At 73.2% G+C, this 13,700-nt stretch carries 8 protein-coding genes; 5 read left to right on the top strand and 3 right to left on the bottom strand.

Translation table 11 applies throughout. The features are described from left to right. The first annotated feature begins 241 nt into the window (after positions 1 to 241). The 3 genes from ACFZA0_RS29980 (at position 242) to moeZ (ending at position 3,261) form a co-directional block, all read left to right on the top strand. A complete protein-coding gene (locus tag ACFZA0_RS29980) occupies positions 242 to 1,216 on the top strand; it encodes an NAD-dependent epimerase/dehydratase family protein (protein WP_391022709.1) in 975 nt (324 codons plus the stop codon). Further along, a complete protein-coding gene (locus ACFZA0_RS29975) occupies positions 1,204 to 2,019 on the top strand; it encodes a phage tail protein (RefSeq protein WP_391022706.1) in 816 nt (271 codons plus the stop codon). Before ACFZA0_RS29980 ends, ACFZA0_RS29975 begins: the two co-directional genes overlap by 13 nt. A 63-nt stretch (positions 2,020 to 2,082) precedes the next feature. Then, entirely contained in the window at positions 2,083 to 3,261 is a 1,179-nt protein-coding gene (gene moeZ / locus ACFZA0_RS29970; protein ID WP_391022705.1) for an adenylyltransferase/sulfurtransferase MoeZ, read from the top strand. A 71-nt stretch (positions 3,262 to 3,332) separates the two neighbouring features. Here the strand turns inward: moeZ and ACFZA0_RS29965 are convergent, their stop codons facing one another. From ACFZA0_RS29965 to ACFZA0_RS29955, 3 genes are all read right to left on the bottom strand, one after another. Next, complete coding sequence (locus ACFZA0_RS29965; protein ID WP_391022703.1) at positions 3,333 to 4,871, bottom strand: alpha/beta fold hydrolase; 1,539 nt, start codon at positions 4,869 to 4,871, stop codon at positions 3,333 to 3,335. Between the two features lie 132 nt (positions 4,872 to 5,003). Then, positions 5,004 to 6,548, bottom strand: coding sequence for an alpha/beta fold hydrolase (locus tag ACFZA0_RS29960; RefSeq protein WP_391022701.1), 1,545 nt, complete (start codon positions 6,546 to 6,548; stop codon positions 5,004 to 5,006). A 109-nt stretch (positions 6,549 to 6,657) separates the two neighbouring features. Next, positions 6,658 to 9,432, bottom strand: coding sequence for a lysylphosphatidylglycerol synthase domain-containing protein (locus ACFZA0_RS29955; RefSeq protein WP_391022699.1), 2,775 nt, complete (start codon positions 9,430 to 9,432; stop codon positions 6,658 to 6,660). Positions 9,433 to 9,618: 186 nt separating this feature from the next. Here ACFZA0_RS29955 and ACFZA0_RS29950 point away from each other — a divergent pair, with 186 nt between their 5' ends. After that, entirely contained in the window at positions 9,619 to 10,005 is a 387-nt protein-coding gene (locus ACFZA0_RS29950) for an MGMT family protein (protein ID WP_391022697.1), read from the top strand. A 284-nt stretch (positions 10,006 to 10,289) separates the two neighbouring features. Beyond that, positions 10,290 to 13,700, top strand: coding sequence for a UvrD-helicase domain-containing protein (locus tag ACFZA0_RS29945; RefSeq protein WP_391022696.1), 3,411 nt, complete (start codon positions 10,290 to 10,292; stop codon positions 13,698 to 13,700).

Raw genomic sequence — 13,700 nt, 5'->3', positions numbered from 1 at the left:
GCCGACGCGCACGCCGAAGGCGCGGATGCCGGTACCGGTACCGGTCTCGCCGGTGCCGACGGGGGTGCCGGTGCCGGTGGTTCCGCCTGTGCCGCCGGTGCCGAGTGCCCGGGGCGGGCGGTGCCGTGCCTTGCCGTCCGTCCCTTTCCGTCCGTCTCTTCCACCCCCTCTCCATCACCCCCGAAGGAGCACCTCAGATGATCACCTCCCGACCCGGAGACTCGGTCCCGGGAGCCGCCCGATGAGGGTTCTGCTGATCGGAGCCAACGGCTACCTCGGCCGCTTCGTCGCCGACCGCCTGCTCGCCGACCCCGCCGTCCAGCTCACGGCCCTCGGCCGCGGCGACGACGCGGACGTCCGCTTCGACCTCGCGTCCGGCAGCCCCGGCGCACTCACCCGCTTCCTCGACGCCGTCCATCCCGGCGTCGTCATCAACTGCGCGGGCGCCACCCGGGGCGGTGCCCGGGAACTCACCCGGCACAACACCGTCGCCGTCGCCACCGTCTGCGAGGCCCTGCGCCGCAGCGGCTGCGGGGCCCGGCTCGTGCAGATCGGGTGCAGTGCCGAGTACGGACCCAGCCAGCCCGGCTCCTCCACAGCGGAGGACGCGGTCCCGCGCCCCGGCGGCCCGTACGGCGTCAGCAAGCTCGCCGCCACGGAACTCGTCCTCGGCTCCGGCCTCGACGCCGTCGTCCTTCGCGTCTTCTCGCCCGCCGGGCCCGGCACCCCCGCCGGGTCGCCGCTGGGCCGCCTCGCCGAAGGCATGCGCCGCGCCATGCAGTCCGGGGACGGCGACCTCAAGCTCGGCGGACTGGGCGTCCAACGGGACTTCGTGGACGTCCGCGACGTCGCCCGTGCCGTGCACGCCGCCTCCCTCTCTGCCGCGCAGGGCGTCATCAACATCGGCTCGGGCCGGGCCGTCCGGCTCCGCGACGCCGCCGGGGTCCTCGCCCGCGTCGCGGGTTACACCGGCTCCCTGCACGAACTCGACGGACCGCCCGGCCCCGGCGGCCCCCTGCGCGCCACCATCGGCCACCCCCGTTCCGGCGAGCCCGACCACCACAACCTGCCCGTCGCCTACCCGTACCCGGACGGCTGCGGAAGCTGGCAGCAGGCCGACGTACGGACCGCGCGCGACCGGCTCGGCTGGCGGCCGCGCATCAATCTGGAGGAGTCGCTCGCCGACATCTGGATGGAGGCGGCGTGCCGCATCTGACCCGCACCCCGGTGACGGCCTCCCCGGCGAGCCCTGTCCACACGCCAACTCCCCTGGCGGACAAGGCAGTCGGACTCGGCGTCCCGGGGTGCGGGGCCCCCTTCCACGCACCCGGCGAGTGGGCCGCGCTCACCCGGCCGGGTGCCCCGGTGCACTGGGTGGCGCTCGACCTCGCCGACGGCCCCGGAGCGACTCCGGACGATCCCGGCCCCGGCGCGGCCGGGAGTCTGCGCGCGGCCGGCGTCCGTGTCCTCGGACGCCTGGACGCGGCGCGCGGTGCGGACGGCGACCTCGTCCTCCGGGCCCACCGGCAGCTCGACCGGTACGGGGTCGACGGCTTCCTCCTCGACCGCTGCCCGGCCGGGCGCGACGGCCTGCCCGGGATCCGCCGCGTCGTCACCACGCTGCGCGCGCTGCGGGACGACGCCCACATCGTCCTCGGGCACGGCACCCACCCGTGCCCCGGCTACGCGGAGAACTGCGACCAGATGGTCACCTTCGACGGGTCGTGGGCGGACTACCGGTGGTCCCAGGCCGCCGAGTGGACCGCCGACTACCCGCCCGAGCGGTTCTGCCACTGGGTGCACGGCATGCCGCGCGGCCATCTCGACGAGGGGCTGCGCATCGCGCGCTGGCAGGGGGCGTCGACGCTCTGGTTCACGGACCGGCGCGGGCATCCCGTGACCGGCGGCGTGTCCGCCCGCGGCGACGGCCGGTACGACGCCGACGGCGGTCCTCGGGCGGCCCTGCCCGGCCACTGGGACGACCTCGTCTCGCGGATCGGAACGGGTGTCTCGGAATGAAGAAGGGCGTGGCAGTGTTACAGGCAGAACAACTGTAGTGATTGACCGACCAACGGAGTCCCCGTGTCGCTGCCACCCCTGGTCGAGCCGGCTGCCGAGCTCACCGTAGACGAGGTCCGCAGGTACTCCCGCCACCTGATCATCCCCGACGTGGGCATGGACGGGCAGAAGCGGCTGAAGAACGCCAAGGTGCTCTGTGTGGGCGCCGGCGGCCTGGGCTCGCCGGCGCTGATGTACCTGGCCGCGGCGGGCGTCGGCACGCTCGGCATCGTGGAGTTCGACGAGGTCGACGAGTCGAACCTGCAACGCCAGATCATTCACAGCCAGGCCGACATCGGCCGGTCCAAGGCGGAGTCCGCGCGCGACAGCGTGCAGGGCATCAACCCGTACGTGAACGTGATCCTTCACGAGGAGCGGCTCGAGGCCGACAACGTGATGGACATCTTCAGCCAGTACGACCTGATCGTCGACGGCACGGACAACTTCGCGACCCGCTACCTGGTGAACGACGCCTGCGTGCTGCTGAACAAGCCGTACGTGTGGGGCTCGATCTACCGCTTCGACGGCCAGGCCTCGGTCTTCTGGTCCGAGCACGGCCCCTGCTACCGCTGCCTCTACCCGGAGCCCCCGCCCCCCGGCATGGTCCCCTCGTGCGCCGAGGGCGGCGTCCTGGGCGTGCTCTGCGCGTCCATCGGCTCGATCCAGGTCACCGAGGCGATCAAGGTCCTGACCGGCGTCGGCGAGCCCCTCGTCGGGCGTCTGATGATCTACGACGCGCTGGAGATGCAGTACCGCCAGGTCAAGGTCCGCAAGGACCCCGACTGCGCGGTCTGCGGCCCGAACGCGACCGTCACCGAACTCATCGACTACGAGGCCTTCTGCGGCGTCGTGTCCGAGGAGGCGCAGGAGGCGGCCGCCGGCTCGACGATCACTCCCAAGCAGCTCAAGGAGTGGATCGACGACGACGAGAACATCGAGATCATCGACGTCCGCGAGCCGAACGAGTACGAGATCGTCTCGATCCCGGGCGCCAAGCTGATCCCGAAGAACGAGTTCCTCATGGGCACCGCCCTCGGCTCGCTGCCGCAGGACAAGCGGATCGTCCTGCACTGCAAGACGGGTGTCCGCAGTGCCGAGGTCCTCGCGGTCCTGAAGTCGGCCGGCTTCGCCGACGCCGTGCACGTGGGCGGCGGCGTGATCGGCTGGGTCAACCAGATCGAGCCCGACAAGCCGGTCTACTGACAGACCGTCCGCTTCGCCTTCGGGCCGGCGGGGGTCCGTGACACCACGGGTGTCACGGACCCCCGCCGCCGTCATGAGCAGACCTTGCCGTCCTTCGGCACCGTGCCGTCCAGCAGGTAGGCGTCGACGGTGGAGTCGACGCAGTCGCTGCCGCTCCCGTACGAGCCGTGGCCCTCGCCCTTCCAGGTGAGCTCCACCCCCACGCCCCTGCCCAGCTCGGCGGCCATCTTCGCCGCCCCCTCGTAGGGTGTCGCCGGGTCCCCGGTGTTGCCGACCACCAGCACCGGAGCCGCGCCGGGCGCGCTCACCTCGGGGGTGTCGTACTCCCCGGCCACCGGCCAGTCGTGGCACCAGCCGGCCGTGTCCCAGCCCATGAAGTCGCCGAACACGGGGGATACCTTCTCGAACTCCGGCAGCAGCTTCTCCGCCTGCGCGGGCGTCGGCCGCTCCTTGTCGTCCAGGCACGATATGAGCCGTTGGGAGTGGGTGGTCGTGGCGTAGTGCCCCGACGCGTCACGCTCGTTGTAGCCGTCGGCGAGGGTGAGCAGCCCGGAGCCGTCCCCGCTCTCCGCCTTGTCCAGCGCGCTGGTCAGGCTCGGCCAGCTCGCCTGGCTGTACAGCGGCAGGACGATGCCGGTGACGGCGAGCGTCTGCGTCAGCTTCCGGCCGGACGAGGTCGCCAGCGGCTTCGCGTCCAGCCGCTCCAGGAGCGCGGCGATCTTCCGCGAACCCTGGTCGGGGTCCTGCCCGGTCGACTTGAGGTAGTCGTCCAGCGCGCGCTGGAAGCCGCGGGTCTGGTTCAGGGACTGGCCCACCGAGTCGGCGGACGGGTCGACGACCGCGTCGAGGATCATCCGCCCGACGTTCTTCGGGAACAGGTGCGCGTACACGCCGCCGAGTTCCGTGCCGTAGGAGATGCCGAAGTAGTGCATCTTCGTGTCGCCGAGGACCAGCCGCACGAGGTCCATGTCGCGCGCGGAGTCGGTCGTGGAGACGTGCGCCATGAGCGAACCGGCGGCCTTCTGACAGCCCTTGCCGAAGTCGGCCGCGTCCGCGAGGTAGGCCTTCTCCTCGGCCGGTGTGTCCGGCGTCGCGTCCACCGACTCGGCCGCCTGGATGGCCTTGTCACTGCGACAGCGCACCCCCTCGCTCCGGCCCACCCCGCGCGGGTCCCAGCTCACCAGGTCGTACCGCTTGTGCAGGGCGGCGACCGTGGGGGCGTAGGCCGGCATCGTGGAGACGCCGGAGCCCCCGGGGCCGCCGAAGTTGAACAGGAGCGAGCCGATGCGGTCGTTCCCCTCGGCCTTGGACCGGATCAGGGCGAGGTCGATCGTCCTGCCCGCGGGTTTGCTCCAGTCCAGCGGCGCCTTCAGCGTCGCGCACTGCCAACTGCGGTCGGGCGCGGGGGAGTCGGAGGTCCCCTTGCAGTGCCCCCAGTGCAGCTGCTGCCCGGTGAGCGAGGCGGGCAGGTCCGAGGACGTGCCCGACGCGGCCGGTGTGCTCGGCGCCGCGGTGTCGTCCCCGTCCCCGCCGCCCGACGATCCGCCCCCGCAGCCGGCCAGCAGCAGCATCGCGGCGACCGCCGCCGGCCAGCGCACGAAACGCGACATGATCCCCCCACTCGTCAGCGCCTCGTACGGAATCGGCGAAGCGCGGTCCCGCCATCGTAGGCGGATCAAGGCCGCCGCGTACCTCCCTGTGGATAACGTTCTGACCTGCTCTTTTACCGGTTTCGGGGAGAGTCAGGAGCAGACCGTGCCGGCGGCCGGGACCTTGCCGTTCAGCAGGTAGCCGTTCACCGCGCTCTGGACGCAGGCGTTCTTGCTGTCGTAGGCGCCGTGCCCCTGGCCCTTGTAGGTCAGCTCCACCCCGACGCCCTTGCCGAGCGCCTGCACCATCTTGCCCGCGCCCTCGTAGGGCGTCGCCGGATCGCCGGTGTTGCCCACGACCAGGATCGGGGCCGCGCCCGCCGCGCTGACGTCGGGGTGCTCGGCGGCTCCGGGCACCGCCCAGTCGGTGCAACTGACCATGGACCAGGCCAGGTAGTCGCCGAACAGCGGCGAGGCCTTCCGGAAGGCGGGCAGCTTCGCCTCCACGTCGTCCGCCGTGTAACGGGGCTTGTCGTCGGCGCAGTTGATGGACACGTTCGCCGCGGTGATGTTGCTGTACTCGCCGTTCTCGCCGCGTCCGTTCATCGAGTCCGACAGCAGCATCAGGATCTTGCCGTCCCCCTCGTAGGCCTGCTCCAGACCTTCCGTCAGGTACTCCCAGAAGTCCTTGGAGTACAGGGCCTGCGCGATCCCGTTGGTGGCCGCGGTCTGGGTGAGCACGCGGGGCGCGATGCCCGGCAGCGGCTTGCCGTCGAGGCTCTTGAGCAGTTTCGCGATGCGGTTCTTGACGTCGGCGGCGGTGTCGCCGACCGGGCAGTCCTCGACCTGGGAGGTGCAGTCCTCGGCGTAGTTGTCGAGGGCGAGCTGGAAGCCCTCGGCCTGTCCGAGGGTCGCCTGTTCCGAGTTCTGCGTCGGGTCGACGACCGCGTCGAAGACCGCGCGGCCCACCCTCTTGGGGAACAAGTGGGCGTACACGCCGCCGAGTTCGGTGCCGTACGAGATGCCGAAGTAGGAGAGCTTGTCGTCGCCGAGGACCTGGCGCATCAGGTCCATGTCCCGGGCCGCGTCGGTGGTGGCCACGTGCGGCAGCATCACCCCGGAGTTCTTCTCGCACGCCGCGTTGAAGCCGCGGGTGTTCTTGAGCAGGGTCGCCCGCTCGGCGTCGGTGTCGGGCGTCGCGTCCTGCTGGAAGTACGCGTCGAGCTGGGCGTCGTTCTCGCAGACCACGCCCGCGCTGCGGCCCACTCCGCGCGGGTCGAAGCTCACCAGGTCGTAACGGGTGCGCAGTTTTGCGTAGTCGGAACCGAAGGCGGGCAGCGTCGTGACGCCGGAACCGCCGGGGCCGCCGAAGTTGAACACGAGCGAGCCGATGCGCCGGTCGGCGCTGCCGCTCGCGCGTGCCCGGATCAGCGCGATGCCGATGGTGTCGCCCTTCGGGTCGTCCCAGTCCCGCGGCGCCCTCATGGTGGCGCACTGCCAGGTGCCGCCGTTCGGCAGCGGCGAGGGGGAGGTGCCGCCGCCCTCCGACGCGGACGGGGCGGGGCAGTCCTTCCAGCTCAGTTTCTGCGCCGCCGGGTCGGTGCTCCCGGTGTCGTCCCCGCAGCCGGCGAGTGCGCCGGTCAGCAGGACGGCGGTGGTGGTCAGGGCAGCGGCGCGCAGGAGGGAGGGGTTCGGCATGATCCCATCCTGGGGCCGCGTGCGGCGGCCCGCGCGGGTCGCGGTCCGTACGAGGTACGGGCGCCCGCGGGCACCCGTACCGCGCGGCGGCGCCGGGCGGGGCGCGTGCCTACAGGGAGCCCTTGCGGGAGAGGTGGTTGAAGGCGAGCCACCCGGGCAGCACCGGCAGCCACAGGGTGAGCAGCCGGAACAGCAGCACCGACGGCGCCGCGACCTCCTTCGGCAGCCCCACCGCGATGAGACCGACGGTGAGCGTCGCCTCGACCGCTCCGACGCCGCCGGGGGTCGGCGCGGCCGAGCCCAGCGCGTTGCCGGCGAGGAAGACGACGGCGACGCTGGCGATGCTCAGCGACGTGGTCTGGTCGCCGAACGCGCGGATGGAGGCGTCCAGGCACATCACGAAGCACGCGGTCAGCAGCAGCATTCCGCCGATGCCGGTGACGAGCTTCTGCGGGCGCTGGAGCACGTCGAGCATGCGCGGCACCACGCCGGCGAACAGCGACCGTACGCGCGTGAGGACGAACTTGCGCAGGAACGGCACCGAGGTCACCACGAGCACCAGCACGGCGACCGTCAGCAGGCCCGCGATCACCGTCCGGGACGGTGACAGGGACGGTGTCTTCTCGATGCCCGTCAGATATCCGAACGACAGCAGCATCAGGATGTGGCAGCCGAGCCCGAACAGCTGCGACGCGCCGACACTGGCCACCGCGAGTCCCGGCCGGACACCCGCCCGTTGCAGGAAGCGCGTGTTGAGGGCGACACCGCCGACCGCGGCGGGCGCCACGATCTTCACGAACGACCCGGCGACCTGCGCGCCCACCGCGCGCGGGAACGGCACCCGCTCGGGCACGAACCCGAGCAGCGCCATCGCGGCCGCGACGTAGCTCAGCGCCGAGAACGCCACCGCCGCCGCGACCCAGCCCCACTGCGCGTTGGCGACCAGCGGGCCGAACTCGATGTGCGTGAGCTGGGTGAGCAGGAAGTACGCGCCGATGGCACCCGCGATGAAACTGATCAGCGTGCGCGGACGCACGCGCTCCAGACGGGCCGGCTCGACCGGCGCCTGCGGACGGATCAGCAGCACCTGGTGCCGGATCTGGGTGAGCAGGTCCTCCTCGCGCGCCTCCTCCAGCGCGTCGTCGAGGGCCCGCTTCTCGGCCCGCTGTTCGGCCCGTACGGCCTTCTTGTCCGGCTGCGGCTCGTGCGGGTGCGCGTGCTCGGCCTTGGCGGCCCTGTCCTGCCGGGACGCCTCCAGCACCGCCTCGCGCTCCCGCTGCGCCCGTGCGCGCGCGAGCCTGCGCAGCGTCGCGCGCGTGGAGCGCGTCAGCGCGATCGGCTGGAGCATCGGCAGGCAGTTGGCGACGGCGTCCGGGCCGAGGACGCCGACGGCGGAGGCCACCGAGCGCTCGGCGCCGACGCGCAGGCCGAGGGTCGTCACGAGCTGCGCGACGTCCATGCGCAGCAGCAGGTCGCCCGCCGCGATCTCGCCGCCGCGCAGGTCCGTGAGGATCACCTTGCCGGAACGATCCACCAGAAGGGCGTCGCCCGCCAGCCTGCGATGCGCGATGCGCCGCGACTGGAGCGAGCGCACCTGGTGCCAGGTGTCGCGCAGCAGCTGGTCGGTGATCTCCTCGTCCGCGAGCGAGTCGAGGGTGCGTCCGCCGGTGTGCTCGTAGACCAGCATCACGGCGTCCGGGCCGAGCTCGGAGGTCGCGATGAGCTTGGGGGCGTTGGCGCCGGCCGCGATGGCGGCGTACGCGAGCAGCGCCTCCTGCTCCAGCGCCTGGCGCAGCGACTGGAGACTGCTGCGGGTGGAGAAGCGCAGCGTGAGGTTGCGCCAGGCCCGGTAGAAGAACCCCTGGGCCTGCTGTTCGCGGTCGACGACGGTGACGTCCAGGGGTGGGCCGTCCTCCAGGGTGACGAAGTACCGCCGGCCCCGGTCGCCCGTCTCCGAGGAGTCCGGCACCTCCTCGCGCGAGGCGCTGACGGGGTGGAAGCCCACGGTGCGCAGCCCCGTCATGAGCGTCCGCCCGGTGGGCCGCACGTTCGGCGAGCCGACCGCGTAGAGGGTGCCGTAGGCGACGGTCCAGCCGATCAGCACCGTCAGGATGATCGAGAACGGTGTCGTGTAGCCGGTGACCAGCATCGAGAAGGCGTCGAGCAGCAGCACGATCCACAGCACCGAACGCCAGCGCGGTCTGCGGGACATGCCGACGGCGGTCATGTACGCGATGACCGGGGCGAGGTACCCGTGCACCGGGTCGGTGAGCGCGTGGATGTCGCCGGGGGAGGGCTGGGTGAGGGCCTCCTGGATCGAGTGCGGTGCCCCCCTGGCGACCCACAGGTCGGTGGCGAGGGTCACCCCGTGCGCGAGGACCGCCGCGAGCACGCCGTCGGCGATGCGCAGCCCGTCGCGTTTGACCAGGCGCTCGATGGCGAAGGCGACCGGCACCAGGAGGATCGCGATGCTGGACGCGAGGCCGGCGATCTTGATCAGGAGGTCGGGCGCCTGTCCCGTGCCCTTGTTGATGTCCTGTTCGAGGCCCGAGGTGGTGCCGTGCGCGAACGCGGCGATCGCCAGCAGGACGGCCACGGCGAGCACTCCGACGAGCAGCCGCATGAGGTCGGAGGGCCGGTGCACGCGTGCGGGCAGCAGCGGTTCGTCGCCCTCGACCTCGTCGATGTGGGCCTCGTCCGCGGGCTCGGGTTCGGGCTCGGACCTCCGGCGGAAGAGCCCGGACAGCCCGGGAGCGGCCCTGCGGTCCCCGGAGGCCGGGGCGTCGGACGGCGCGGCCCCGCCTTCCGGGCCGTCCGTGTCGGGACGCGTGGAGCCCCCAGAGGTGCCCTCCGCGTCATCGGGGTGCACACCCTGCTTCTTCATCGTCTCTTCTTGATCTCGTATCACCGGTCACCGCCCGCACGATGGTGGCATGCCGTTCCGACACACGGGGGCATCAGGGTGCAAATGCGGGGGCGGACAGTCTGCCCGAAGGGCCGCTCCGGGGCGAGGCGTACGCAGGGTTGCGGGCCCGTCACATTGTCGGTGGGGTACGGCAGGATGGGGCCGATGAGCGAAGAGAGCCTGCCGTACGACGCCCGCCCGGAGTACGCCGACGCCCTGCCGGAGTACGCCGAGCGGGTTCTCGACGTCGCCGAGCGGATCCCGCCGGGCCGCGTCATGACGTACGGCGACGTGGCCGAGTGGCTGGAGGAGGGCGGCCCGCGCCAGGTCGGCCGCGTGCTGGCCCTCTACGGCAGCGCCGTCCCCTGGTGGCGTGTGGTGCGCGCGGACGGCACCCTCCTGCCGGGCCACGAACTCGACGCCCTCGGCCACTACCGCACCGAGGAGACCCCGCTGCGCGAGGCGGCCCGCGCCGCCCAGGGACACCTGCCGCGCCTGGACATGGGGCGGGCCCGCTGGGACGGCGTCGAACGAGGGGAAGGTCACGCCTGACGGCCCGCCCCGCCGTGCCGCACCGGGCGGTACCCGTCCCCCGTACGAGGGAGTGGGGGCACCCCCGGGACATGCCGTACGTTCGAGGGAAGAGGGGCACACGTGACGCACGGGCCGTGAGCGGCCCTCGCGTCGTGAGCGAACAAGGGGAAGCCCTGCTTCCGCAGTGCTCGTCGGCGTAGCGTCGCCCGCACGCGTCCCCCTCCACCCGTTCACCCCGCGGCCCCCGTCCGCGCCGAACGGCAGCCCGACCACCAGCAGACCCACCAGGACCGGCGAATCACGTGAGCTCCCCCTCCAGCAGGCACCTGCCGCACCTCCGGGTGCGGCAGGGGGACCGTGGTGCTTACCGGCTGGTCCGTACTCCGCCGGCCCGCACCGCCCCCCTCCCTCTGGACGCCGCGCAGCGTGCGGTGGTTGACCACACCGAGGGACCGCTGCTCGTCCTCGCCGGACCCGGTACCGGCAAGACGACGACCCTGGTCGAGTCGGTGGCCGCACGCGTCGCCCGCGGCCAGGATCCCGAACGCCTCCTGGTGCTCACGTTCAGCCGCAAGGCCGCCGTCGAACTGCGCGACCGCATGGCGCTGCGGGTCGGCGAGGCGCGCGCTCCCCGCGCGACCACTTTCCACTCCTTCTGCTACGCCCTGGTCCGTGCCCAGCAGGACGGCGACCGGTTCGCCGAGCCGCTGCGGCTGCTGTCCGGTCCCGAGCAGGACGTCACCGTCCGCGAACTGCTCGCCGGCCAGGTCGACCTGGAGGCGCTCGGCCTCGCGCACGTGCGCTGGCCCGACGAGCTGCGCGCGTGCCTGACCACCCGCGGCTTCGCCGACGAGGTCCGCGCGGTCCTCGCCCGCAGCCGCGAACTCGGTCTGGCGCCGGGGGCCCTGGACGCGTTCGCCCGCCGCATCGGCCGCCCCGACTGGCGGGCCGCCGCCGCGTTCCTCGCCGAGTACCTCGACGTCCTCGACCTCCAGGGCACGATCGACTACGCGGAACTCGTCCAGCGCGCGGTGCTCCTCGCCGGCCGTCCGGGGACCGCCGAGAAGCTGGCCGCGCAGTACGACGCCGTGTACGTCGACGAGTACCAGGACACCGATCCGGCCCAGGTGCGGCTGCTCGACGCCCTCGCCGGCGGAGGGCGCACCCTGGTGGCCTTCGGCGATCCGGACCAGTCGATCTACGCGTTCCGCGGCGCCGACGTCAACGGCATCCTGGACTTCCCCGACGCCTTCCCGCGCGTGGACGGCGGCCCCGCGCGCGTGGAGGTCCTCGGCACCTCCCGCCGCTCCGGCGCCGAACTGCTGGCTGCCACCCGGCTGCTGACCCGCCGCATGCCCCTGACCCGCCTGCCCGCGGACAAGGTGCGGGCCCACCGCGACCTGACCGCCGTCCGGGACGGCGGCCAGGTCGACGTCTTCACCTGCCCGACGTCGGGCGCGGAACTGGACAACATCGCGGACGTGCTGCGCAGGGCCCACCTGGAGGACGGCGTCCCGTGGAGCGAGATGGCGGTCCTGGTGCGCGCCGGCGCCCGCTCCATCCCGACGGTCCGCCGCGCCCTGACCTCCGCGGGCGTCCCCCTCGACATCGACGGCGACGACCTGCCCCTGCGCCACGAACCGGCGGTGGCACCGCTGCTGACGGCACTGAAGGCGGTGGCGCTGGCGGAGGCGGGGGAACCGGCGGAGTACGCGCGCACGGGGCTCGTGGCGTCCGAGGACGCCGAGGAGGCCGAAGAGGCGGAGAGCACCGAGGACACCCGGGCAGGCGCCTCCGCCGCGCCCACCCCGCCCGCCGCGCCCGTCGTCTCCTGGCTCGACACCGAGACCGCCCTCACGCTGCTCGTGTCCCCCCTGGGCGGCATGGACGCCGCCGACCTGCGCCGGCTCGGCCGCGCCCTGCGCGACGAGGAGCGTGCCGGGGGCAACGCGCTGCCGCCCCCCTCCGACGACCTGCTGGCGCGTGCGCTCGCCGAGCCCGAACGGCTCTCCGTACACGACCCCGCGTACGCGCGCGGGGCGCAGCGTCTCGGCGGGCTGCTCGCCCGCGCGCGCGAGCGCCTCGCGGGCGGCGGCACCACCGAGGAGGCGCTGTGGGACCTGTGGAACGGCACCCCCTGGCCCGCCCGGCTCCAGCGCTCCGCGCGGCGCGGCGGTGCCGCGGGGCGCAACGCGGACCGTGACCTCGACGCCGTGTGCGCCCTGTTCGCGACGGCCGCACGCGCGGAGGACCGCACCGGGGGACGCGGCGCCCTGAACTTCCTGGAGCAGATCGAGGCCGAGGACATCGCCGCCGACACCCTCACCCGCCGAGCGGTGCGCCCGGACGCCGTACGCCTGATGACCGCCCACCGCGCGAAGGGGCTCCAGTGGCGGCTCGTCGTCGTGGCCGGTGTGCAGGAAGGGCTCTGGCCCGACCTGCGGCGGCGCGGCTCGCTCCTGGAGGCCGACCGCATCGGGCGCGACGGACTCGCCGAACCCCTCACCCCGGGCGCGCTGCTGGCCGAGGAGCGGCGCCTCTTCTACGTCGCCGCCACGCGCGCGCGTGAGCGCCTCGTCGTCACCGCGGTGAAGGCGCCCGCCGAGGACGGCGACCAGCCCTCCCGGTTCCTCTCCGAACTCGGCGTCGAGCCGAGGGACGTCACCGGCCGCCCGCGCCGTCCGCTGTCGGTCGCCGCCCTCGTCGCCGAACTGCGCGCCACGACCGTCGACCCGCGTGTGTCCGACGGTCTGCGCGAGGCCGCCGCGCGCAGGCTGGCCCGGCTCGCCGCGCTGACCGACGACGACGGCCGCCCCCTCGTCCCCTCCGCGCACCCGTACCGCTGGTGGGGCATGTTCGACCCGACCGAGAGCAAGGTGCCGCTGCGCGACCGGGACCGTCCGGTGACGCTGTCCGGCAGCGCCCTCGACCAGCTCGCCAACACCTGCTCGTTGCAGTGGTTCCTGAGCCGCGAGGTGAAGGCCGACGCGCCGGCGACCGCCGCGCAGGGCTTCGGCAACGTGGTCCACGTGCTCGCCGACGAGGTCGCCTCCGGGCGCAGTCCCGCCGACCTCGCCGTCCTGATGGAACGTCTGGACTCCGTGTGGAACGCCCTCGCCTTCGACGCGCCCTGGAAGTCCGCGCAGGAGAAGGACAACGCGCGCGTCGCGCTCGAACGCTTCCTGAAGTGGCACGTCGAGTCCCAGGGCGCCGGCGCCGGACGCTCGGTCGTGACCGGGGAGCACGACTTCGACGTGACCCTGGAGGCCGGCGACTACGAGGTCCGGGTGCGCGGGTCCATGGACCGCGTCGAGCGGGACGGCGAGGGGCGCGCGTACGTCGTCGACTTCAAGACCGGCAAGCAGGCGCCCACCGCCGCCGAGGTGGAGCGTCACCCGCAGCTCGCCGTCTACCAGCTCGCGGTGCGCGCGGGAGCCGTCGACACGGCCTTCGACGGGGTGCGCCCGGAGCCGGGCGGCGCCGAACTGGTCCAGCTCCGGCAGGGCGCCGCCCGGCGGGACGGCGGGGAGACACTGCCCAAGGTGCAGGCCCAGCAGCCGCTGGAGGGCGAGTGGGCGGGCGAACTGCTGGCGACGGCCGCGGGCAAGGTGCTCGACGAACGGTTCACGCCGACCGCCGGCCAGCACTGCACGCACTGCGCGTTCCGGGCCTCGTGCAGTGCCCGTCCCGAGGGACGCCAGGTCGTCGACTGA

It is taken from the genome of Streptomyces sp. NPDC008150 (assembly GCF_042956945.1).
Taxonomy (GTDB): domain Bacteria; phylum Actinomycetota; class Actinomycetes; order Streptomycetales; family Streptomycetaceae; genus Streptomyces.
This window is presented reverse-complemented; position numbering and strand designations above follow the sequence as displayed.